The 19337-nt window shown below is 63.3% G+C and carries 22 protein-coding genes; 13 read left to right on the forward strand and 9 right to left on the reverse strand.

Translation table 11 applies throughout. From position 1 onward, the window contains the following. Positions 1 to 123 precede the first annotated feature (123 nt). From ACR3EL_RS01755 to ACR3EL_RS01775, 5 genes are all read left to right on the forward strand, one after another. Positions 124 to 657: an invasion associated locus B family protein gene (locus ACR3EL_RS01755; protein ID WP_170341214.1), complete on the forward strand. Its 534-nt coding sequence runs from the start codon at positions 124 to 126 to the stop codon at positions 655 to 657. Between the two features lie 162 nt (positions 658 to 819). Continuing rightward, on the forward strand, positions 820 to 987 hold the full coding sequence (locus ACR3EL_RS01760; protein ID WP_170341216.1) for a hypothetical protein: 168 nt from the start codon (positions 820 to 822) through the stop codon (positions 985 to 987). 87 nt (positions 988 to 1074) lie between these two features. Beyond that, a complete protein-coding gene (locus ACR3EL_RS01765; RefSeq protein WP_170341218.1) occupies positions 1075 to 1452 on the forward strand; it encodes a lysozyme inhibitor LprI family protein in 378 nt (125 codons plus the stop codon). Positions 1453 to 1541: 89 nt separating this feature from the next. Then, the gene (gene rlmN / locus ACR3EL_RS01770) at positions 1542 to 2729 is read left to right on the forward strand and encodes a dual-specificity RNA methyltransferase RlmN (protein ID WP_093964202.1); all 1188 of its coding nucleotides are present in this window, start codon (positions 1542 to 1544) and stop codon (positions 2727 to 2729) included. A gap of 216 nt (positions 2730 to 2945) precedes the next feature. After that, entirely contained in the window at positions 2946 to 3566 is a 621-nt protein-coding gene (locus tag ACR3EL_RS01775) for a cytochrome P460 family protein (protein WP_254437809.1), read from the forward strand. Here the strand turns inward: ACR3EL_RS01775 and ACR3EL_RS01780 are convergent. The 3 genes from ACR3EL_RS01780 to ACR3EL_RS01790 form a co-directional block, all read right to left on the reverse strand. Then, on the reverse strand, positions 3548 to 5227 hold the full coding sequence (locus ACR3EL_RS01780; protein ID WP_170341222.1) for a U32 family peptidase: 1680 nt from the start codon (positions 5225 to 5227) through the stop codon (positions 3548 to 3550). The genes ACR3EL_RS01775 and ACR3EL_RS01780 overlap by 19 nt on opposite strands. Before the next feature lie 84 nt (positions 5228 to 5311). Next, complete coding sequence (locus ACR3EL_RS01785) at positions 5312 to 5656, reverse strand: hypothetical protein (protein ID WP_170341224.1); 345 nt, start codon at positions 5654 to 5656, stop codon at positions 5312 to 5314. Further along, positions 5653 to 6582 carry a DnaJ C-terminal domain-containing protein gene (locus ACR3EL_RS01790; protein WP_170341226.1) on the reverse strand — a complete coding sequence of 310 codons (930 nt, stop codon included), beginning with the start codon at positions 6580 to 6582 and terminating at the stop codon, positions 5653 to 5655. The genes ACR3EL_RS01785 and ACR3EL_RS01790 overlap by 4 nt, the downstream gene beginning before the upstream one ends. 179 nt (positions 6583 to 6761) lie before the next feature. On the opposite strand from ACR3EL_RS01790, the gene ACR3EL_RS01795 reads away from it, so the two are divergent. After that, positions 6762 to 7145, forward strand: coding sequence for a hypothetical protein (locus tag ACR3EL_RS01795; RefSeq protein ID WP_093964407.1), 384 nt, complete (start codon positions 6762 to 6764; stop codon positions 7143 to 7145). A 3-nt stretch (positions 7146 to 7148) separates the two neighbouring features. On the opposite strand, the gene ACR3EL_RS01800 is transcribed toward ACR3EL_RS01795, so the two are convergent. Then, a complete protein-coding gene (locus tag ACR3EL_RS01800; protein WP_480720195.1) occupies positions 7149 to 8255 on the reverse strand; it encodes a cystathionine gamma-lyase in 1107 nt (368 codons plus the stop codon). 3 nt (positions 8256 to 8258) lie between these two features. After that, on the reverse strand, positions 8259 to 9101 hold the full coding sequence (locus tag ACR3EL_RS01805) for an LOG family protein (RefSeq protein WP_093964208.1): 843 nt from the start codon (positions 9099 to 9101) through the stop codon (positions 8259 to 8261). 79 nt (positions 9102 to 9180) lie between these two features. Here ACR3EL_RS01805 and ACR3EL_RS01810 point away from each other — a divergent pair, with 79 nt between their 5' ends. The 3 genes from ACR3EL_RS01810 (at position 9181) to dapD (ending at position 11690) form a co-directional block, all read left to right on the forward strand. Then, positions 9181 to 10098: a threonine/serine dehydratase gene (locus ACR3EL_RS01810; protein ID WP_170369158.1), complete on the forward strand. Its 918-nt coding sequence runs from the start codon at positions 9181 to 9183 to the stop codon at positions 10096 to 10098. A 45-nt stretch (positions 10099 to 10143) separates the two neighbouring features. Next, the gene (locus tag ACR3EL_RS01815) at positions 10144 to 10743 is read left to right on the forward strand and encodes a GntR family transcriptional regulator (RefSeq protein WP_093964210.1); all 600 of its coding nucleotides are present in this window, start codon (positions 10144 to 10146) and stop codon (positions 10741 to 10743) included. 119 nt (positions 10744 to 10862) lie between these two features. After that, a complete protein-coding gene (gene dapD, locus ACR3EL_RS01820) occupies positions 10863 to 11690 on the forward strand; it encodes a 2,3,4,5-tetrahydropyridine-2,6-dicarboxylate N-succinyltransferase (protein ID WP_170341233.1) in 828 nt (275 codons plus the stop codon). 73 nt (positions 11691 to 11763) lie between these two features. Here dapD and ACR3EL_RS01825 read toward each other — a convergent pair whose 3' ends face one another. After that, positions 11764 to 12303: a GFA family protein gene (locus ACR3EL_RS01825; RefSeq protein ID WP_170341234.1), complete on the reverse strand. Its 540-nt coding sequence runs from the start codon at positions 12301 to 12303 to the stop codon at positions 11764 to 11766. 28 nt (positions 12304 to 12331) lie between these two features. On the opposite strand from ACR3EL_RS01825, the gene ACR3EL_RS01830 reads away from it, so the two are divergent. Beyond that, the gene (locus tag ACR3EL_RS01830; protein ID WP_170370135.1) at positions 12332 to 12679 is read left to right on the forward strand and encodes a hypothetical protein; all 348 of its coding nucleotides are present in this window, start codon (positions 12332 to 12334) and stop codon (positions 12677 to 12679) included. On the opposite strand, the gene ACR3EL_RS01835 is transcribed toward ACR3EL_RS01830, so the two are convergent. Beyond that, positions 12676 to 13734: a transporter substrate-binding domain-containing protein gene (locus tag ACR3EL_RS01835; RefSeq protein ID WP_170370133.1), complete on the reverse strand. Its 1059-nt coding sequence runs from the start codon at positions 13732 to 13734 to the stop codon at positions 12676 to 12678. The two genes, ACR3EL_RS01830 and ACR3EL_RS01835, sit on opposite strands and share 4 nt — an antisense overlap. Positions 13735 to 13934: 200 nt before the next feature. Between ACR3EL_RS01835 and dapE the strand changes: the two genes are divergently transcribed. Together dapE and rnr are read left to right on the forward strand one after the other, a co-directional pair. Then, positions 13935 to 15074, forward strand: a complete 1140-nt coding sequence (gene dapE / locus ACR3EL_RS01840) for a succinyl-diaminopimelate desuccinylase (RefSeq protein WP_480720200.1) — start codon at positions 13935 to 13937, stop codon at positions 15072 to 15074. 65 nt (positions 15075 to 15139) lie between these two features. Beyond that, positions 15140 to 17404, forward strand: a complete 2265-nt coding sequence (rnr, locus tag ACR3EL_RS01845; protein ID WP_480720202.1) for a ribonuclease R — start codon at positions 15140 to 15142, stop codon at positions 17402 to 17404. On the opposite strand, the gene ACR3EL_RS01850 is transcribed toward rnr, so the two are convergent. Then, complete coding sequence (locus ACR3EL_RS01850) at positions 17395 to 17781, reverse strand: DUF1801 domain-containing protein (protein ID WP_170341241.1); 387 nt, start codon at positions 17779 to 17781, stop codon at positions 17395 to 17397. The two genes, rnr and ACR3EL_RS01850, sit on opposite strands and share 10 nt — an antisense overlap. Then, positions 17778 to 18476: a glutathione S-transferase family protein gene (locus ACR3EL_RS01855; protein WP_170369166.1), complete on the reverse strand. Its 699-nt coding sequence runs from the start codon at positions 18474 to 18476 to the stop codon at positions 17778 to 17780. The genes ACR3EL_RS01850 and ACR3EL_RS01855 overlap by 4 nt, the downstream gene beginning before the upstream one ends. An 83-nt stretch (positions 18477 to 18559) precedes the next feature. Between ACR3EL_RS01855 and ACR3EL_RS01860 the strand changes: the two genes are divergently transcribed. After that, positions 18560 to 19273, forward strand: a complete 714-nt coding sequence (locus ACR3EL_RS01860) for a helix-turn-helix transcriptional regulator (RefSeq protein WP_170341244.1) — start codon at positions 18560 to 18562, stop codon at positions 19271 to 19273. Positions 19274 to 19337 lie beyond the last annotated feature (64 nt).

The raw sequence follows: 19337 nt of genomic DNA on the forward strand, positions 1-19337 counted from the left end.
AACCTGCGTTAGTGTGTGTATGTCGGCAATCATCCGGATGCGCAACTGCAACAGACGGACCGTCAGGGTTCGCGGCCTTCCGGGATGGAGTTGAGGTGTGGGTCGAGCTAGGAGGCTGAACAAATGAAAACAATGCTCGCCCGCGTATGCGCGGGCCTTTGTGTGGCAGGGATGGCCACGACAGCGATCGCCCAGCAGGCGACCAGTACGAACCGTGTGTCCGCTCAGACTGATTGGAGCGTGTTCGTCGAAGACGATCCGACCGAGTGCTGGAGCGTATCCGCCCCCAAGGAGACCGTGAATACCCGCGGTGGCCGTGTGGTATCGGTGCGTCGCAGCGACATTTTGCTGTTCGTGTTTTATCGCCCCAACGCCGAGGTCAAAGGTCAGGTGACATTCACCGGAGGCTACCCATTCGCCCCCGGGTCCACGGTGAATCTGGAAATCGACGGATCCGAGTTCGAACTGTTCACCGAGGGCGAGTGGGCGTGGCCCGCCAGCGCTACGGATGATGCAAAGATCGTCACGGCGATGAAGCGCGGGACCGAGGCCGTGCTGACTGCGCGATCCGAACGCGGCACCCAGACCAAGGACACGTTCTCGTTGCTGGGCTTTACCGCAGCCATCGAAGACGCCGAGAAGCGCTGCACCAAGTAACTGCCCAACCAGTCCAGATCTCATGCCCCGCCAAAATGGCGGGGTTTTGCGTTTTTGTGCCGCCCGTTTACGCAACGTCCGCACCAAAACTTGATCCGCATCAAGGCTGACGGACTCGATTTCTGAACCAATCGGTTCAGACAACGAAGAAGGAGTCCAGACATGTCGACCAAACCCCTTGTTGCGGTTCTGATTGTTGCAGCAGCAACTCTGAGCGCGTGCGAGAAATCCACCGAAACCTATCCGGTCACGGGCGAGCAATGCGGCCCGAATGATCCGGTCAAGACACTGGATGCCGAGGACTGTTACATCCCGCAGGCCGGGGTGTGATCGCCCGCTGAACCTAAATCGTGCCCAAGCCTGGCCGCTGTGCTAAGCTCTGTCTGAAACCGTGGGTAGACAGGCGAGGAGACGGACATGCGTTGGGTTTGGGTGGCAATTCTTCTTCCGGTATCGGCATTTGCAGACCCTGCGCTGGAATGTGCCGATGCCGGATCTCAGGTCGAGATCGGGACATGCGTCGGTCGGGCCGAAACCAATGTCGAGGCCGCGTTGGTCGTGGCCTTTGGGTTCGCGGTCGATGCGGCGAAGGAACTGGACGAAGTGACGGGCCGGGCTGTCGCCTTGCCGGCGCTTGAGACTTCTCAAGAAGCCTGGAAGACTTACCGCGATGCGCAGTGCGAAGCAGTTGGCGCGTCTTTTGGTGGTGGATCCGGAACTGGCATTGCAATCACCTCGTGCCGAGTCGAGTTGGGGCGGGCCCGTGTCACCGAGCTGTTGCGGTTCCTCGACTGACATTCGGACAGGTTCTCACGAATCCTTTTGATCTTTGGCGGCGTTCCTATATAGAGGCGCATCCCAAGCCAGAACGCCCGAGAACCACAATGTCCGCCAAAGCGCCGATCACCCAGGATGTCATGACCATTCCCCGCAAATTGCCCGAGGGAAAGATCAACCTTGTTGGCCTGACCCGCGACCGGCTGCGCGAAGTTCTGATCGAACATGGGACGCCTGAAAAGCAGGCCAAGATGCGGGTGAACCAGATCTGGCAGTGGATCTATCAATGGGGCGTGCGCGATTTTGATCAGATGACCAATCTGGCCAAGGCCTATCGCGCGCAGCTGGCCGAGCATTTCGTGATCGAAATCCCCGAGGTGGTTACCCGCCAGGTCTCGGAGGACGGTACCCGCAAGTACCTGGTGCGCATCGCCGGTGGGCACGAGGTCGAGGTCGTCTACATCCCCGAAGAGGATCGCGGCACGCTGTGCATCTCGTCGCAGGTGGGCTGCACGCTGACTTGTTCGTTCTGCCACACCGGAACGCAGAAGCTGGTGCGCAACCTGACCGCCGCTGAGATCATCGGTCAGGTGATGATGGCGCGTGACGATCTGGACGAATGGCCGACCCCGGGCGCGCCCAAGAACGAAACGCGCCTGCTGTCCAACATCGTGCTGATGGGCATGGGCGAGCCACTGTACAATTTCGAGAACGTCCGCGACGCGATGAAGATCGCGATGGATCCCGAGGGCATTTCCCTGTCGCGCCGGCGGATCACTCTGTCGACCTCGGGCGTGGTACCCGAGATCGCCCGCACGGCGGAAGAGATCGGTTGCCTGCTGGCGATCTCGTTCCACGCCACCACGGACGAGGTGCGCGATGTTCTGGTCCCTATCAACAAGCGTTGGAACATCGAGGAACTGCTGCAGGCGCTGGCCAGCTATCCCAACGCGTCGAATTCTGAGCGGATCACCTTTGAATACGTGATGCTGGACGGCGTGAACGACAGCGACGAGGATGCGCATCGCCTGATCGACCACATCAAACGCCACGACATTCCGGCCAAGATCAACCTGATCCCGTTCAATGAATGGCCGGGCGCGCCCTACAAGCGCAGCTCGAACAACCGGATCCGGGCCTTTGCCAACATCATCTATCAGGCCGGGTATGCCTCGCCCATCCGCAAGACGCGGGGCGAGGACATCATGGCCGCCTGCGGCCAGTTGAAATCGGCCACCGAGCGCGCCCGCAAATCGCGCCGCCAGATCGAGGCCGAGGCCGGGCTGAAAGGTTGATCTGACGCCCGCGGGTTCGCGGGCAAATGGTGTGTGATTCTACGGTCGGATTTGGTAGTCTTGATCCATGAGAGGTGCGCGGTTGCGCGCACGTAAAATCTGCGCACAAGACGGTGAGTTGGACAGTCCGGTTCTGGTGCGTTTCGTCCAGTCCGCTCATATTTGTCGGGGAAATCTGCGGAATTCAGGCAAGCCTTGAACAGGGTGGGCCAAAACATGAACGCACTGACGAACCTGTCCACGATCTGCATGACCGCAGCATTGGTAGCCTCGTGCGTCGCCATTGCATGGGCGCAATCCAACGAGTCCGAGGCGCATCTGGCGATCGAGAACCCGGCGGACCTGAGCAAAGAAGACGCGCGGCAGCATTATCGCACCCTGAAGAAACAGATGGATCGCGGCTATGCCACCGCGCATCTGGATCAACTGATGAATTATCAGAACTGGCCGTTGTTCAACGACGCGCCGTACCTGTCGGCCACGCATGGGCAGCGCTACGTCAACAGCTATGCCAACCGGATGGCCCACAATTACGGCACCTTGCAACCGGGTGAAAAGCTGCCCGTGGGCTCGGTTCTGGCCAAGGACAGCATGACCGTCACGGATGAGGGCCGGGTGCATCCCGGCGCCTTGTTCGTGATGGAGAAACTGCCTGAAGGCAGCAGCCCCGACACCGCCGACTGGCGCTATGTCATGGTGATGCCCGACGGATCGCTGTTCGGCGACACGATGGGGGATCGCGCGGGGGCGGTTGCCTATTGCCATGTCTGCCACGAAGCGGTCGCCGACCGCGACTATACGTTCTTCGTGCCCGAGGATTACCGCGTCGGCAACTGATCGCGGGCCGCGTCGCCGGGCAGCTTCAGGGCGGCGGCCTCGCGCCGGCTGAGCTGCTCTCCCTGCTTGCGTTTCGACAGAACCTCGCGCGCCAGGGCGTATTTGTCATCCTGCCAGAAGATCAGACAGCCGTTGCACCCCTTGCCGCAACAGCCCTCGGTGCCCACGCGGTTGGTCTTGAACCGGCGCGCGGTGCCGTCCTGGCCGATCTTCTCCACCAGTTGGTCCCGGCGGCGGGCATAGGCGGTAGGGTTGTCGCGCCCCGAAGTTTCCAACCCCTGCACCAGCTTGTCAAAACGGATGCGGCTCCAATGTTCGTCGGTCAGGGCGCGTTCCTTGCGCAGGACCGAATATACCGGGAAACGGGCGCGCAGGTCGTCGGGGTCTTCGTGATCGAACAGGGAAAACGGCAGGCGGATCACGGTTTTCGTGCTGCCATGCACCACGTCCAGCTTGGCGCCGTCGCTGGCGCGTTCAAATTCGTAGACGCGCAGCAGGACCGTCTCGCGCGAGATGGGCGAGACGAAATCCAGCACGTCGCCGGGTTCAAGCTTGTTCTTCACCTCGACCAGGAAGGCATCCTCGGTCACGTCGGTCACCAGTCCGGCATATTCCCACTGGGCGATGGTCGCGGTGTGCTCGTAATCATGCGCGTAATTGGTCAGCCGCCCTTCGTGAAAGGCCAGCGTGTAGCCGCGGTTTCCCACGGTCTCCAACTCTCGCATATACGGCTTCGGGTCCCAGTTCTCGGGGTCGGCATAGTAGTCGTCTATGGCCATGCGATAGGCGCGCGCGACGATGGCGGCATAGTATTCCGACTTGCCGCGCCCTTCGACCTTGAGACTGTCGACGCCGATCTTCAGATATTCGTCCAGCTTGGGCATGATGCACAGATCGCGCGAATTGAGGATGTACGAGCCGCGATCATCCTCTTCGATCGGCATCAATTCACCCGGGCGGCAGCCTTCTTCCAGCAGGAATTCGAACAGGTTGGCGTTTTCCTCGGTGATCCGCAGGTCTTGATGGGTGCCGTCCTTCAGGCGCAGCTTCAGCGCATAGTTCCAGCGGCAGGAATTGGCGCAGTTGCCCTGGTTGGCGCCACGTTCCGCCATGAAATTCGACAGCAGGCAGCGGCCCGAATAGGTCATGCACATGGCGCCGTGCACGAAGGCCTCAAGTCGGATGTTGGGGCATTTCTCGCGGATTTCCACCAGTTCGGGGTAGGAAACCTCGCGCGCCAGCACCACCAGTTCGGCCCCCTGATCCTGCCAGAACTTCACCGACAGCCACGAACAGATATTGGCCTGGGTCGAGATATGCAGCGGCAGTTCGGGCGCGCGGTCGCGCACATACTGGAACACGCCGGGGTCCGCGATGATCAACCCGTCGGGCCGTACCTTGCGCACGGTGTCGATGTATTCATCCAGCTTGGGGATGTCCTTGTTGTGCGAGAACAGGTTCAGTGTCAGATAGGCGCGGCGTCCATGCGCGTGGCAGAACTCCACCCCTTCGATCACCTCGTCCAGCGAAAACTCGGACTTGGTGCGCAGGGACATGTCGGGCGTGCCCAGATACACCGCATCCGCCCCGTACAGGACGGCCAGTTTCAGCTTGCGCAGATTGCCCGCAGGCATCAGCAATTCCGACTTGGTCCGTGTCATCGCAGCACCCGGTTCTGAATCGATGGCGCCTTCTAAGGCAAAACCACCGAGTCCAGAAGGGCAAACCTGCCTTGCAGACAGGTCCTAGCCGCGGCGGAACCGCGCTGTTCCGATCCGTTCGACCAGCTGGCTGCGGACCGGGTCGGGTTGGGCGTCGATGGCGCGCAGCACCTCGCGCAGTTCTGCCCGCAGGCCGTGCATCTGGTCGATCAGCGACAGCACCATCGACAGGGCGTCGGGCTCCATCTCGTACTGGTCATCCAACTCGCAAGCCAGTTGCAGGCGCGCCATGTCCAGCCGCTCGTAGACCAGCCCCTGGTCGGACTGGCGCGGGATCACGATCCGGGCGGACAGGAACCGGGACAACCGCTCTGATGTCAGGTTCTGGACGGCTTCGATCAGTTCGGCTTCGGTCAGAGAACGGGTCATGCCGGCATTCCTTTCCGCGGGTCATAGCTGTGCGACTTGCGCCAGTTCTGCATGAACTGCTTCAGTTCGTCGTCGATCTTGTCGGGCAGCACCACGCTCAGCTCGATCAGCTGGTCGCCGCGTTTGTCCGAGCCGCGTTTCCTGACGCCTTTGCCGCGCAGGCGCAGGGTCTTGCCGCTGCTTGTGCCCTCGGGCACGGTCACGTTCACGCGGCCGTCGATCGTGGGCGCGGGGACCTTGCCGCCCAGAACGGCCTCGTCGATGGTGATCGGCAGGGTGATGCGGATGTCGTCGCCCTCGCGCTTGAACACCGGGTGTTCGGCCACGCGGATCGTGACCAGCGCGTCGCCCGGCGGCCCCTCGCCATAGCCCGGCGCGCCCTTGCCACGCAGGCGGATGGTCTGGCCGTCGGTGATGCCGGCAGGGATCTTCACCTCGATCCGGTCACCACTGGGCAGGGTAAGCTTTTGCGTGGCGCCAAAGACGGCATCCAGGAAGCTGATCTGCAGGCTGTAGTTCACGTTGTGACCGGGCGCATGAAACTCGCGCGCACGCCCCCCGCTGAAGCCACCGTTGCCACGGTTGCCGAAGAACTGGGCAAAGATATCGGACATGTCGTCGTCCTCAACCCCGCCACCCGCGCGATAGGGGTTGCCCGCGGTTTCCGCATATTCGCGGTAGTATTGCTGCTGCGGGCGCTCCTGGCCCGAGGCGTCGATCTCGCCCCGGTCGAATTTTGCCCGGGTTTCGGGGTCCTTCAGCAGGTCATAGGCTGCGGCGGCGGCCTTGAACTTGGCCTCGGCCTTGGCGTCCCCGGGTTTGAGGTCCGGGTGGCAGTCCTTGGCGATGCGCCGGTAGGCTTTCTTGATTTCGGCGGCACTGGCGTCTTTCGAGACGCCCAAGACCGAATATGGATTGTCGCTCATATATCTCTCGTTTCTGATGGGGTTCGCCAGTGGATGTTGTTGGCAGTTAACCCTTCAGATTGTGCCGTGTCATGTAATTTCAACAGGACCGAATACCGAGGAGATTGAATTTTCTCGAAAAATTCCGGCATCCTGATAATATCCGCATGTTTCGAACTGTTGCGGATGGAGTCAAACGCATGTCACGCAGAATCAAGTCGGCCCTGGCCCTGTTGGCGGGCAATGCCATCGGTCTGTTGCTGGCCAGCCTGTTGCTGACCGGCTTTTCGATCAAACCGGTGTCCTTCATCGTGGTGGTGATCGTGTTCACCCTGGTTCAGGTCGTGGCCGAGCCATTGATCCTGAAGATCGGGGAAAAGAACGTGCCGGCGCTGAAGGGCGGCATCGCGCTGGTGGTCACATTCGTGGGCCTGCTGATCACCGATCTGGTCGCCGCAGGGCTGACCGTGGGCGGGATCTCGAACCTGCTGGCGGCGACGCTGCTGGTGTGGCTGGGCGCCTTGATCGCGGGGGTTCTGCTGCCGATCTATGTGTTCACCGAACTGCGCGAGCCCAAGAAATAAGGCTCAGGCCAGTGCAGTCAGGCTGTCGTTCAGAGCCTGCCACAGCTCGTCCACCGGCTCGCACCCGACCGAAAGTCGCACGAATCCGGGATCGACTTGATCCCCCCAACGCGCGCGCCGCTCGGCCGAACTGTGCACGCCACCAAATGACGTGGCCGGGCGCAGCAGCGGGCAATTATTGATGAACCCTTCGGCCTGGTCTTCAGAGGCCAGCGTGATCGTCAGCAGAAAGCCGAACCGCGTGGTCTGTTTGCGGGCCAGATCATGGGACGGGTCCGACGGCAGGCCGGGATAGCGGATCTGCGTGACCGCCGGATGATCGGCCAGCCGTTCGGCCAGAACCTGCGCCGAGCTGCTCATGCGGTCGAACCGGACGTCCAGCGTCTCCAGCCCGCGATGCAGTAGCCAGGCCTCATGCGGGCCGGGGATCGCGCCCGAGACGCGACGCCATTCCTCGACCCGTTCCATGATCTGGGCATCGCGGCTGGCCACGTGGCCCATCAGCAGGTCGGAATGCCCGCCCATCGCCTTGGTGTCCGAGGCGACGACGATGTCGATGCCCAGGTCCAGCGGGCGCTGTCCCAGCGGGGTCAGCGTCGTGTTGTCGGCGATGGTGATGCCACCCGCGGCGCGCACGTCGCGGGCCACCTGCGCCAGGTCGATCATGTCGAGCCCGGGGTTGGAGGGGCTTTCGACGAAGACCACGTCGAACCCGTCGAACCCGCCCTGCGCAAATGCGGTCGTTGGGCGCTCTTCGACCGACACGCCCAGCGGGGCGAGGAACCGGTCGGCCAGCAGGCGGGTGACATAATACCCGTCCGACGGGATCAGGATGCGCGACCCCGCGCGCACGGTCGCGAACAACGCCGCCGAAATTGCACCCATGCCGGACGGAAAAATCAGGCAGGGTGCGTCTTCGAGATGCGCCAGCACATGCTCGACCTGTGTCCAGGTCGGGTTGTCCACCCGGCCATAGGTCGGGTGACCGTCCGGCGCGCCGGGCAGGTGGAACATGCTGCTTTGGGTCAGCGGCAAGGCCACCGGTTCGCCTTTGCTCAGGGCATTGCCGCGCAGATGCAGCATCTCACCTGTCTTGGGGGTGCGCGCCATCGCTCAGCGCCCCGGAATGTCGTCGCGCGGCGGGGCGGGTTCCCAGCGCTCGATGATATCGACCGCCTCCTGCGCGGTATCGACAAAGCGGAACAGGTCCAGATCCTCTTCGGAAATGGTCCCGGCATCGGCCAGCGCTTCCCAATTGATCACCCGCTCCCAGAACTCGCGCCCGAACAGCAGGAACGGCACGCGCTCCATCCGGCCGGTCTGGATCAGGGTGAGGGACTCAAACAACTCATCCATCGTGCCGAATCCGCCGGGGAAGATGGTGATCGCACGGGCGCGCATCAGGAAATGCATCTTGCGTATGGCGAAATAGTGGAAATTGAAGCTCAGCTCAGGGGTGACATAGGCATTGGGCGCCTGCTCGTGCGGCAGCACGATGTTCAGCCCGATCGAGCAGCCACCGGCATCCTTGGCGCCGCGATTTCCGGCCTCCATCACGCCGGGGCCACCGCCGGTGACGATGACGTTCTCGCGGCACCCGCTTTGCTTGGATTTCTCGGTCATCAGCCGGGCGAATTCGCGCGCCTCGTCATAGTATTGCGACAGACCGGCCAACGTGGCCGTCCGGGCGCTGTCCTTTTTGGCCGGTTCCGGGATTCGCGCGCCGCCGAACATCACGATGGTCGACGTGATCTGGCGTTCGGCCATGATCATTTCGGGCTTCAGCAGTTCCAGTTGCAGACGCACGGGCCGCAGTTCCTCGCGGCACAGGAAATCGTCATCGGCAAAGGCCAGCCGGTACGAGGGCGAGCGTGTCTGCGGCGTGTCGGGGACTTCGCTTGCGGTCGAGCGGTCGGTATGCGCATCGCGGAAAGGGCTGAGGCGGTCTTCTCTCATTGCTGGGGGTTCCCTGCTTGCGTGTTTTTCAAACAGCTATAGGGTTCGCGGGCAGAGTGCCAGTCACGGAAAGACGAGAATGGATTGGAAGACTGAAATTTCGGCCGCAGCCGAACGCATCAATGGCCACGCGCAGGTGACACCGGTCATGACAAGCGACGCGCTGGGACTGGCGCAGCCGGTCGAGATGAAGCTGGAGCATTTCCAGCACACCGGCAGTTTCAAGGCGCGCGGGGCGTTCAACACGTTGCTCAGCCTCGATGTTCCGGCGGCAGGGGTCGTGGCCGCCTCGGGCGGGAATCACGGTGCGGCTGCGGCCTATGCTGCGCGGGCGCTGGGCCATCCGGCCAAGATCTTCGTGCCCGAGATGGCCGGCCCCTCCAAAATTGCTCTGATCGAACGGATCGGCGCGGATCTGAGCGTGGTGCCGGGTGAATACGCAAACGCCCTGGCGATGGCGCGTGAACACGAAGATCGAACGGGTGCGATGCAGATCCATGCCTATGACGCGCCGGCCACCGTGGCCGGGCAGGGCACCTGTTTTGCCGAATGGGACAGCCAGGGCCTGCAGGCCGATACCGTATTGGTGGCGGTGGGCGGCGGCGGGCTGATCGCGGGGGCGCTGGCCTGGTTTCAGGGCGCGCGCAAGGTCGTTGCGGTCGAGCCGGAAACGTCATGTGCCTTGAACGCGGCGTTGCAGGCCGGAGCGCCCGTGGATGTGTCCGTTTCCGGCATAGCCGCCAACGCGCTGGGTGCGCGGCGGATCGGCGACATCTGTTTCGGGCTGGCGCAGGGGATGACGTCGGTGCTGGTCAGCGATGACGCGATCGCCGAGGCGCAACAGCGCCTGTGGCAGGCGCATCGCATTCTGGTCGAGCCGGCGGGCGCGACGGCCCTGGCGGCCTTGACCTCGGGCGTCTACACGCCGGAACCGGGCGAACGGGTCGCGGTTCTGGTCTGCGGGGGCAATATCGCACCTGACCCTCTGACCGCCTGAATTTGCGCCTTGAGGCCCGAGCCTTGGGATTATAGATAAAATCCCATGACCGCCACGATCGCAGATTCCATCTATGACCGGCTCAGCCAGCGCATCATCACGGGCGAGCTGCCCGCGGGTGAGAAACTGCGGCAGGACCATATCGCGCGGGCGTTCGACACCAGCCATGTCCCGGTGCGCGAGGCGCTGTTGCGGCTTCAGGCGCATGGCCTGGCCCACAGCGAACCACGGCGCGGCATGCGCGTCACCGCGTTGGACCCGGCCGAGGTGCGCGAGGTGATCGAGATGCGCGTGGCCCTGGAATCGCTGGCCCTGCAACATGCGATCCAGAATTTGACACCGGCGGATCTCAAGGCGGCCGACAAGGCCCGCATCGCCTGCGACGAGGCGCAGGACATGCCCACATGGGAAACCCGGAACCGCGCCTTTCATCGGGCGATCCTGACACCCTGCGCGCGGCCGCGCCTGCTGCATACGATCGACGATCTGCATATCGCCAGCGCCCGCCATCTGTTCGCCCATTGGCGTCACCGCTGGGTCCAGCGGAAAGACACCGACCACGCCGCCATCGTGCAGGCGATGAAGCGCCGCGATACCGCCACGGCCACAGCGATTCTGGTGCGCCATATCCGCCGCGCCAGCTGAGACCGACGGGTTTTGGCACCTGGTGGCCGCAAATGGCCCCGCCAACGTCGCATTGCGCATTGGCCCCGGCTTTCATATAGGCAACACCAACCAAACGAGAGTCAGCACGGAGTTACCCCATGTCCAACGCCCAACTGGAAACCGCCATCGAGGCCGCATGGGAGGCCCGCGACACGATCACGCCCGCCACCACCGGCGAACAGCGCGAAGCGATCGAGGACACGCTGAACGCGCTGGACAGCGGCGCTCTGCGAGTCGCGGAGAAGCAGGCCGATGGCAGCTGGCATGTGAACCAGTGGGCCAAGAAGGCGGTCTTGCTGGGCTTTCGCATCAAAGACATGGAAATCCAGTCCGGCGGCCCGCAGGACGGCGGCTGGTGGGACAAGGTCGACAGCAAGTTCGTCGGCTGGGGTGAGAACCAGTGGCGCGCGGCCGGTTTCCGTGCGGTGCCCAACTGCGTGGTGCGCAAGTCGGCCTATATCGCGCCGGGCGTGGTACTGATGCCGTCTTTCGTGAACCTCGGCGCCTATGTGGACGAAGGCACCATGGTCGATACCTGGGCCACCGTCGGGTCCTGCGCGCAGATCGGCAAGAACGTGCACCTGTCGGGCGGCGTCGGCATCGGCGGCGTGCTGGAACCCATGCAGGCCGGTCCGACCATCATCGAAGACAACTGCTTCATCGGTGCCCGCTCCGAGGTGGTCGAGGGCTGCATCATCCGGGAAGGCTCGGTTCTGGGTATGGGCGTCTACATCGGCCAGTCCACCAAGATCGTCGACCGCGAGTCGGGCGAGGTCTTCTATGGCGAGGTGCCGCCTTATTCGGTGGTGGTCTCCGGTTCGATGCCGTCGAAGAACGGGATCAACCTGTACTGCGCGGTGATCGTGAAGCGGGTGGATGAAAAGACCCGCTCGAAGACCGGGATCAACGAGCTGCTGCGCGATTGATCGCAGACATTATTCAACGTCTCAAAGGTCGCGGCTCTGGTCCGCGGCCTTTTTTTGTTTGGCAGGGTCGGACCTATCCCGCCTCGTAGTCGGCGAGATCCTCGGGCGCGTGCAGTAGGGTGCTTTCGTATTTCGGCAAGTCATCGCGCAGATCCAGCCAGGGCAGCTTGCTTTGATAATTGACGTGAAAGGTTGGCGCAAAGTCCGAAGGGTCTTCCAGCGAGGCCGCGTACAGGTGCATCCCGCCCTCATAGTGGTCGGCCTCGAACCCCATGGGAGAGCCACACGTGGCGCAGAAATGCCGCTGGACGCCTTTCGAACTGGCGAAACTACGCGGTGTTGCGGCGGTCCATCGGAAATTGCGCAAGGGTACGCCCAACCACGCGACCACGGGCGCGGCGCAATTGCGGCGGCAATCGTCACAATGGCAATAGCAGCTCCAGGTCTCGGCGCCCTCAAACTCCCAGCGGGTTTCACCGCACAGGCAGCGGCCGCGTTTGGTCATGATGTCCTCCGTCGTTTTTCGGGACCAGTCTGACTGGACGGTGGGCTTGAGCGCGTCAAAAAACGACACGGCATCCGGGAACCGCGTCCAGCTGCCATGCTTGACCATCGACCACCCCCCGGCTAAGGCCCACGGCATGGAAAAGCAAAAGAAACCCTCGCGCCAGCAGGTCTATACTCTGTTGGTCCAGATTGGCCGCAAGGATGGCGACGGCCTGCCCGAAGGCGCCACCGGCGCGGCGCTGATGTGCTATGCCAGCGGCGTGGACGAGGCCGAGGCCGTGCGCGAAACCGTGGCCATTCTCAAGCAGGCCGATACGGCTCCACTGGACGTAACCGGCTATGGCACCCTGGCCGAGCGCGAGGCGCAGGGGCACGAGATCGACCCCGACGAACGCGCTCTGATGCAGAGGGCGCTTGAGGAAAACGCGGTTATTGTTGCGCAGATGACGCCCTTCTTCGGCGACAAGCCCGAAAGCGCCTAGCGGCGCGTGCCGAACCACTTGCGATAGATCTGGTCATAGGTGCCATCTTCCCGGAGGCCCAGAAGCGCCTGGTTCACATCCTCGACCAGAGGTGACCCGGTCGGGAAGACGATACCGTAATTCTCGCGCAGGAAGACGCCGCCGGTCATTGCCGCAATCTTGCGGCCTTCATGTGCGGCGAAATACGACAGGATCGGCGCGTCGAACACGACGGCATCCAGGTCCCCATCCTTGAACGCGGTCAACATGCTGTCCAGGTCTTCGTACCCGGTGAATTCGACCTCGCGCCGGTTCAGAAAACTGGCGGCGGTCGAACCCGAGATCGTCCCGACCTGCTTGCCGTACAGATCATTGACCGAGTTGATGTTGCTGGTGATCGCATCCACCGTCATGACCGAGGTGATCCTTGCGGTGAAAACCGACACGATGAACAGCGAGGATACGACCAGGATCACACCCAGAATTCGCCCGAATGGGGTCCGGGGCATCCGCTCTTCAAATCCGCCATTGACCACCAGGTTCAACGCCCACCAGAAGGATGGGAACCAGGCCTCGTTCAGGTCGCGGTCGAAATAGGGTTGGGATCGGCGTTCGAACCCCCACATCAGCATGCCGCCACCCAGCAGGATGGCAAAGGCCAGCCCGATGGCGATGAACAGCTCGCGTGACAGAAGCGCCTGCATCAAGGACGGGCTGCGCGCCGCGTCTGATGGTACCATGATCTGAAGGCCGGCTTCGAAAATCGGCTGGCTGAAATCCATTCGGGCTTCACGGCCTGCGGTGATCGAAATATTCGCGATCGCCATGTCGGCTTCGCGGTTTTCGACCGCCGACAGCATGTCCCCGAACGCATCGACACGAACGACCGTGTATTCCCAATCCAGTTCTTCAGCCAGCGCGGCCAGCAGGTCCATTGAGAAGCCGGTGTCCTCGCCCTCATCCACATACGAGAACGGAGGACGCTCCACCGTCGTGACCGTCAGAGTTTCGGCTTGGCTGTGTTGTGCAAAGACCGCGAAGGTCAGGCAGATTAATGCGAAAAGGGCGCGCGTCATAGCTGGTTCACCTGTTTCGCGGCGCTCTAGCGCAATTTGCCATGGCGCGGCAAGGTCGTCGCGAGGTCATCGACCGGGATTTCTTTTTGCCGTTTTTTCGGGCTGGGCGACCGGAAAACCGCCGATCGGGGTTGGCATTGCGGCCAATTCGTTGAATCTGTGCGTGAACCCACATCCTGCCGACCCTGCGAGGCCCCTGAATGTCCGACCCTGTCCAGTTGACCGCAGACCTGATCCGTTGCCCCTCGGTCACACCCGAGGAGGGCGGGGCGCTGGTTCTGCTGGAAGATATCCTGACGCGGGCCGGTTTCACCTGCACGCGGGTGGACCGCGGCGGCGTCTGCAACCTGTTTGCCCGGTGGGGCGACAAGGGGCATGCGCGCAGCTTCGGGTTCAACGGCCATACCGACGTGGTGCCGGTGGGCGACGAGGCCGCATGGACCCGCCCGCCTTTCGGCGCGGAAATCCATGACGGCGTTCTGTATGGCAGGGGCGCCACCGACATGAAATCGGGGGTGGCGGCCTTTGTCGCGGCCGCGGTGGATTTCGTGCGCGACACCCCGCCCGACGGGGCGATCATCCTGACCATCACGGGGGACGAGGAAGGCGATGCGGTGGACGGCACCACCGCGCTGCTGGACTACATGCAGGCGCAGGACGAGCGGATGTCGGTCTGTCTGGTGGGCGAGCCAACCTGCCCCAATGAGATGGGCGAGATGATGAAGATCGGCCGCCGCGGGTCGATGACCGCGTGGTTCGAGGTGACGGGCGTGCAGGGCCATTCGGCCTATCCGCATCGCGCCAGGAACCCGCTGCCCGCGCTGGCGCGGCTGATGGATCGGCTGGCCAGTCACGAGCTGGATAGGGGGACGGACCATTTCGACGCTTCGACCCTGGCCGTGGTCACGATGGACACCGGCAACGCGGCCACCAACGTCATTCCCGCCCAGTGCCGTGGGGCGGTGAACATCCGGTTCAACGACCTGCATACAGGCGCCAGCCTCAGCGACTGGCTGAAGGCGCAGGCGGCCGACGTGGCGACCGAGTTCAGCGTGCAGATCGACACGCGGATCAAAGTTTCGGGCGAAAGCTTTCTGACCCCTCCGGGGCCGTTGTCGGATCTGGTCGCCCGAGCCGTCGAGGCCGAGACCGGCCGCCGGCCCGAGCTGTCGACTACCGGGGGCACCTCGGACGCTCGGTTCATCAAGGACCACTGCCCCGTGGTTGAGTTCGGCCTGGTCGGGCGCACCATGCATCAGGTGGACGAATCCGTCCCGGTCGAGCAGATCCGCCAGCTCAAGGCGATCTATGCCCGGATCCTGGCCGACTATTTCGCCTGAGCGATTGATGCGCCCGGCCACTTTTTGGTCATGACGCGGTCGTATCGGCGTGCTAGGCGGAAAACATGAAACGCATACCGACCAAGCAGGAGATCCTCGACTGGATCTCGGCGAACCCCACGCTCACCTCGAAACGCGACATTGCCAAGGCCTTTGGCATCAAGGGCGCGGACCGGATCGACCTGAAACGGATTCTCAAAGAGCTTGAGGCCGAGGGCCATCTTGAAAAGCGCAAGCGCAGCTATCGCGACCCGGACCGCCTGCCGCCGGTCAGCGTGCTGCAGGTCAAGGCGCCGAACGCCGATGGCGACCTGTTCGCGCGGCCGCTGGAATGGCATGGCGAAGGGGTCGAGCCGATCGTGCTGATCATTCCGCGCGCCAGCGACCCGGCGCTGGGCGAGGGTGACCGCATCCTGGCCCGCCTGACCCAGGTGCATGCAGAGGACCACAATTACGAGGCCCGCCTGATCCGCCGCATCGGCGCCAATCCGCGCCGGGTCGTGGGGATTTTCCGCAAGGGCGCCGAGGGCGGGCGCATCGTGCCCATCGACAAGGCCGGATCGACCGAATGGCTGGTGGCTGAAGACGCGGCGCTGGGCGCCAGGGATGGCGAACTGGTCGAGGCCGAGCAGGCGGGGCCGAAAAATCGTATGGGGCTGCCGCGTGCGCGTATCGTGGAACGTTTGGGCGATCCGTCCGCGCCCAAGGCGGTGTCGCTGATCGCGATCCACCAGCATGGCATCCCGGATGATTTTCCCGATGACGTGATCGCCGAGGCCGACCGGGCCAAGCCCGTCGGGCTGAAAGGGCGCGAGGATCTGCGGGACATCCCTCTGCTGACCATCGACCCATCGGACGCGCGCGACCATGACGACGCCTGCTATGCCCATACCGATGATGATCCGAAAAACCCGGGCGGCCACGTGATCTGGGTCGCCATTGCCGATGTGGCCGCCTATGTGCGCCCCGGCAGCGCGCTGGACCGCGAGGCGCGCAAGCGGGGCAATTCAACCTATTTCCCCGACCGCGTGGTGCCGATGCTGCCCGACCGTCTGTCGGGCGATCTGTGTTCGCTGCACGAAGGCGTGCCGCGCGCCTGTATCGCGGTGCGGATGCGGATCGATGCAAACGGCAACAAGATCGACCACCGCTTTGTGCGGGGGCTGATGCGCTCGGCCGCGTCTCTGCATTATGCCGAGGTGCAGGAGGCTATCGACGGCACCCCCAATGACCGGACCGGCCCGCTGCTGGAGAGCGTTCTGAAGCCGCTCTATGCCGCATATGGCGCGCTGAAGACGGCCCGCAACGAACGCCAGCCGCTGGACCTGGACCTGCCTGAACGCAAGATCGTGCTGAACGACAAGGGCGAGGTCGAAAGCGTGGCCTTCCGCGAACGGCTGGATGCGCACCGGCTGATCGAGGAATTCATGATTCTGGCCAACGTGGCCGCGGCCGAGACGCTGATCGCCAAGCGCAGCCCGCTTCTGTTCCGGGTGCACGAGGAACCCGCGCCCGAAAAGCTGGAAAGCCTGCGCGAGACGGCGCAGGCCGCCGGGCTGAATCTGGCCAAGGGGCAGGTGCTGCAGACCCGTCACCTGAACGCGCTGTTGAATGCCGCCGCCGGCACCGAGGATGCCGAGCTGATCAATCTCAGCACCTTGCGGTCGATGGCGCAGGCCTATTACAGCCCGGAAAATTTCGGGCATTTCGGGCTGGCGCTGCGCAACTACGCGCATTTCACCTCGCCCATCCGTCGCTATGCCGACCTGATCGTGCACCGGGCGCTGATCTCGGCCCATGGCTGGGGCAAGGACGGGCTAACCGCCGACGAGATCGAGCGTCTGGAGGAGACCGCCACCCACATCTCGGACACCGAGCGCCGCTCGATGATGGCCGAGCGCGACACGACCGACCGCTATCTGGCGGCCTATCTGAGCGAGCGCGTCGGCAACGAGTTCACCGGCCGCATCAGCGGCATCGCCCGGTTCGGGGCCTTTGTCAAACTGGACGAAACCGGGGCCGACGGGCTGGTGCCGGTGCGGTCACTGGGGCGCGAGTTTTTCCACTTCGACGCCGAGGCTGGCACCCTGATGGGAGCCGATACCGGCCTGACCATCGCCATCGGCCAGCGCGTCACCGTGCGCCTGACCGAGGCCACGCCGGTAACTGGCGGGCTGGAGTTGGAGCTGCTGTCGATCGAAGATCAGGCCATGCCGCGCGGCGGCGGTCGTGGCAAGTCGGGTCGTCCGACACGGCGCAAGGCGGTCAGCACCAAGCGCAAGAAGGACAAGATCAAGCGCAAGGTCGAGCGCAAGCGCCGTCAGCGGTGATAGGTCAACGCCCGGGCGATCAGCCATCCATGCCTGACGGGGTCGATCTTTCCGACCTCGTCGAACAGGATGGCGCGATTGCCGTCAATCCTGTCAGCGCCGGGAAAGGCCGAGGTAAACTCACCGATAAGCCGGGTCTGGCAGTGGACAAACAGGGCAAACCGGGCGGACGTGTGCCCGCCCAGCCTGATTGTCGTGCCCTTGGGGCTCAGATAGGCCGGCTGGCCCCATCGCAGAGCCTCGGTCACCGAAACCGCCGGCTGAAGTTCCTGCGCGGTGGCGAGGACCAGATCGCGCAAAACCAGAGCTCCGCGCCTGGTGTCCGCGGCGAATGCCTCGTAGGCAGACGCCACGTTGGGGTCATCGAAACTTCTCATGGCAGGGGGATCGCCTGTTCCATCCGGTCAACATAACTGTTCAGCAGCGTATCCTGTTTGATGCGCCGGGTCAGCCGGGTATCGGCCGGAGTGGCCCGCATCGCAGCCAGCATCGGGCCGACGCTGAGGTCGGCCGAAGTGGGGTGATCCCCCAAAAGATACGGGGCCTGCCACAGATAGGCTGAGATCGCCTCGAGGTCGCGTTCGACCCGTGCCATCCGTTCGGCCTCGGAGAAGCGTCCGATCCCTTGCGACCGAAGGCCTTTCAAGACCGATTTACGGACCGAGTTCGAGATCGGGCGTCGGACGATTCGGGGAATCTCATAGAAGAAGGTGTCGCGCAGAACTGGCCAAACCTCGTCGTTGGCCCAGCGGTCCATGACAATCTGGAAATACAGATGTTCCTCGGCCATGCGGATCAACGCGCGGGACTGGCCCTTTTGCACATCGCTCAGGCCACCGTCGAATTCGGCGCCCTGCGCTTCCAGCCAGTCGCGAATCTGGTCGCTGTCTGGCACCAGGCGTTCGGGTGTGCGCAAAACCGGCAACTTGCTGTGCGGCATCTGTCGCGGATCGACCATGTCCGAGCGGCGCCAATGCAGCCCGGCCAGCTGCAGCATATAGGCGGTTTTGACGCAAAAGGGGCTGGCGCTGAAAAGTCCGAAAGCGGAAGGGTAGGTAAGAAGGGTCAACATAATTGGGCTCCGAAATTGGGGTGCCGCCGGTCTAACGCGAGCTAATGACAGTTTCTGTCATTAGGTTTAGATTGAATGACATCATGTCCCGAACCGCCCGACTGTTCCAATTGATGCAGGCCTTGCGGTCTGGCCCGTCGCCCAAGACCTCGGCGCAGTTGGCGCAGGATCTGGGGGTTTCGGCACGCACCGTGCATCGCGACATCGACGCCCTGCGTGGTCTCGGTGCAGTCATTGATGGCGAGGCCGGGTTCGGGTTTACCCTGATCGAAGACGCGACACTGCCGCCGCTGGGATTCACCGATGACGAGTTGGAGGCGCTGGTTCTTGGCCTGCGCGAGGTGCAACTGATCGGAGACCCGGCTCTGTCGGACGCCGCCGGCGCGGCGCTGCGCAAACTGCAGGGCCGGCTGCCCCACCGCCAGTCCCACCGCCTAAGCCACGCAGTCCTGACCGCCACCCGGTTCGACCGTCCCGCCGCACCCAGCATAGAAGTTGCCGACCTGCGGCAGGCGACGTGGGACGAGCGTGTGGTCGAATTCGACTATACAGATGCGAAAGGTGACGACACGCAGCGCCGCGTGAGCCCACTGAGCATCGTGTACATGGATCATGCCAGCGTGCTTCTCAGTTGGTGCCATCTGAGGCGGGATTTTCGCGTGTTTCGGTTGGACCGGATGCGCGCGATGTCCGTCACCGAGGAAAGTTTCCGCCCCAACCGGGTATCTTTACTGCGCGAGGCGCTGGCCAAGATCCGGGCCGAGCGTGAAGCAAAAGATCAAGGGAGCCAGTCCTGAGCGCTTTGTGATTTGCGCAATCTGGGGTACCCTGTCCGCGAGCAGTAATCAGGAAAACCTGAAT

This window comes from Ruegeria sp. BJ3 (assembly GCF_056535665.1).

Excerpts from the sequence above, each read along its gene's own strand:
- ACR3EL_RS01780 (WP_170341222.1), bottom strand. The coding sequence starts at position 5,227 with ATGACACGGACCAAGTCGGAATTGCTGATGCCTGCGGGCAATCTGCGC.
- ACR3EL_RS01790 (WP_170341226.1), bottom strand. The coding sequence starts at position 6,582 with ATGAGCGACAATCCATATTCGGTCTTGGGCGTCTCGAAAGACGCCAGT.
- ACR3EL_RS01795 (WP_093964407.1), top strand. The coding sequence starts at position 6,762 with ATGTCACGCAGAATCAAGTCGGCCCTGGCCCTGTTGGCGGGCAATGCC.
- ACR3EL_RS01815 (WP_093964210.1), top strand. The coding sequence starts at position 10,144 with ATGACCGCCACGATCGCAGATTCCATCTATGACCGGCTCAGCCAGCGC.
- rlmN (WP_093964202.1), top strand. The coding sequence starts at position 1,542 with ATGTCCGCCAAAGCGCCGATCACCCAGGATGTCATGACCATTCCCCGC.
- ACR3EL_RS01825 (WP_170341234.1), bottom strand. The coding sequence starts at position 12,303 with ATGGTCAAGCATGGCAGCTGGACGCGGTTCCCGGATGCCGTGTCGTTT.
- ACR3EL_RS01760 (WP_170341216.1), top strand. The coding sequence starts at position 820 with ATGTCGACCAAACCCCTTGTTGCGGTTCTGATTGTTGCAGCAGCAACT.
- ACR3EL_RS01860 (WP_170341244.1), top strand. The coding sequence starts at position 18,560 with ATGTCCCGAACCGCCCGACTGTTCCAATTGATGCAGGCCTTGCGGTCT.
- ACR3EL_RS01775 (WP_254437809.1), top strand. The coding sequence starts at position 2,946 with ATGAACGCACTGACGAACCTGTCCACGATCTGCATGACCGCAGCATTG.
- dapE (WP_480720200.1), top strand. The coding sequence starts at position 13,935 with ATGTCCGACCCTGTCCAGTTGACCGCAGACCTGATCCGTTGCCCCTCG.
- ACR3EL_RS01850 (WP_170341241.1), bottom strand. The coding sequence starts at position 17,781 with ATGAGAAGTTTCGATGACCCCAACGTGGCGTCTGCCTACGAGGCATTC.
- ACR3EL_RS01785 (WP_170341224.1), bottom strand. The coding sequence starts at position 5,656 with ATGACCCGTTCTCTGACCGAAGCCGAACTGATCGAAGCCGTCCAGAAC.
- ACR3EL_RS01800 (WP_480720195.1), bottom strand. The coding sequence starts at position 8,255 with ATGGCGCGCACCCCCAAGACAGGTGAGATGCTGCATCTGCGCGGCAAT.
- dapD (WP_170341233.1), top strand. The coding sequence starts at position 10,863 with ATGTCCAACGCCCAACTGGAAACCGCCATCGAGGCCGCATGGGAGGCC.
- ACR3EL_RS01805 (WP_093964208.1), bottom strand. The coding sequence starts at position 9,101 with ATGAGAGAAGACCGCCTCAGCCCTTTCCGCGATGCGCATACCGACCGC.
- ACR3EL_RS01810 (WP_170369158.1), top strand. The coding sequence starts at position 9,181 with ATGGATTGGAAGACTGAAATTTCGGCCGCAGCCGAACGCATCAATGGC.
- ACR3EL_RS01755 (WP_170341214.1), top strand. The coding sequence starts at position 124 with ATGAAAACAATGCTCGCCCGCGTATGCGCGGGCCTTTGTGTGGCAGGG.
- ACR3EL_RS01765 (WP_170341218.1), top strand. The coding sequence starts at position 1,075 with ATGCGTTGGGTTTGGGTGGCAATTCTTCTTCCGGTATCGGCATTTGCA.
- ACR3EL_RS01835 (WP_170370133.1), bottom strand. The coding sequence starts at position 13,734 with ATGACGCGCGCCCTTTTCGCATTAATCTGCCTGACCTTCGCGGTCTTT.
- rnr (WP_480720202.1), top strand. The coding sequence starts at position 15,140 with ATGAAACGCATACCGACCAAGCAGGAGATCCTCGACTGGATCTCGGCG.
- ACR3EL_RS01855 (WP_170369166.1), bottom strand. The coding sequence starts at position 18,476 with ATGTTGACCCTTCTTACCTACCCTTCCGCTTTCGGACTTTTCAGCGCC.
- ACR3EL_RS01830 (WP_170370135.1), top strand. The coding sequence starts at position 12,332 with ATGGAAAAGCAAAAGAAACCCTCGCGCCAGCAGGTCTATACTCTGTTG.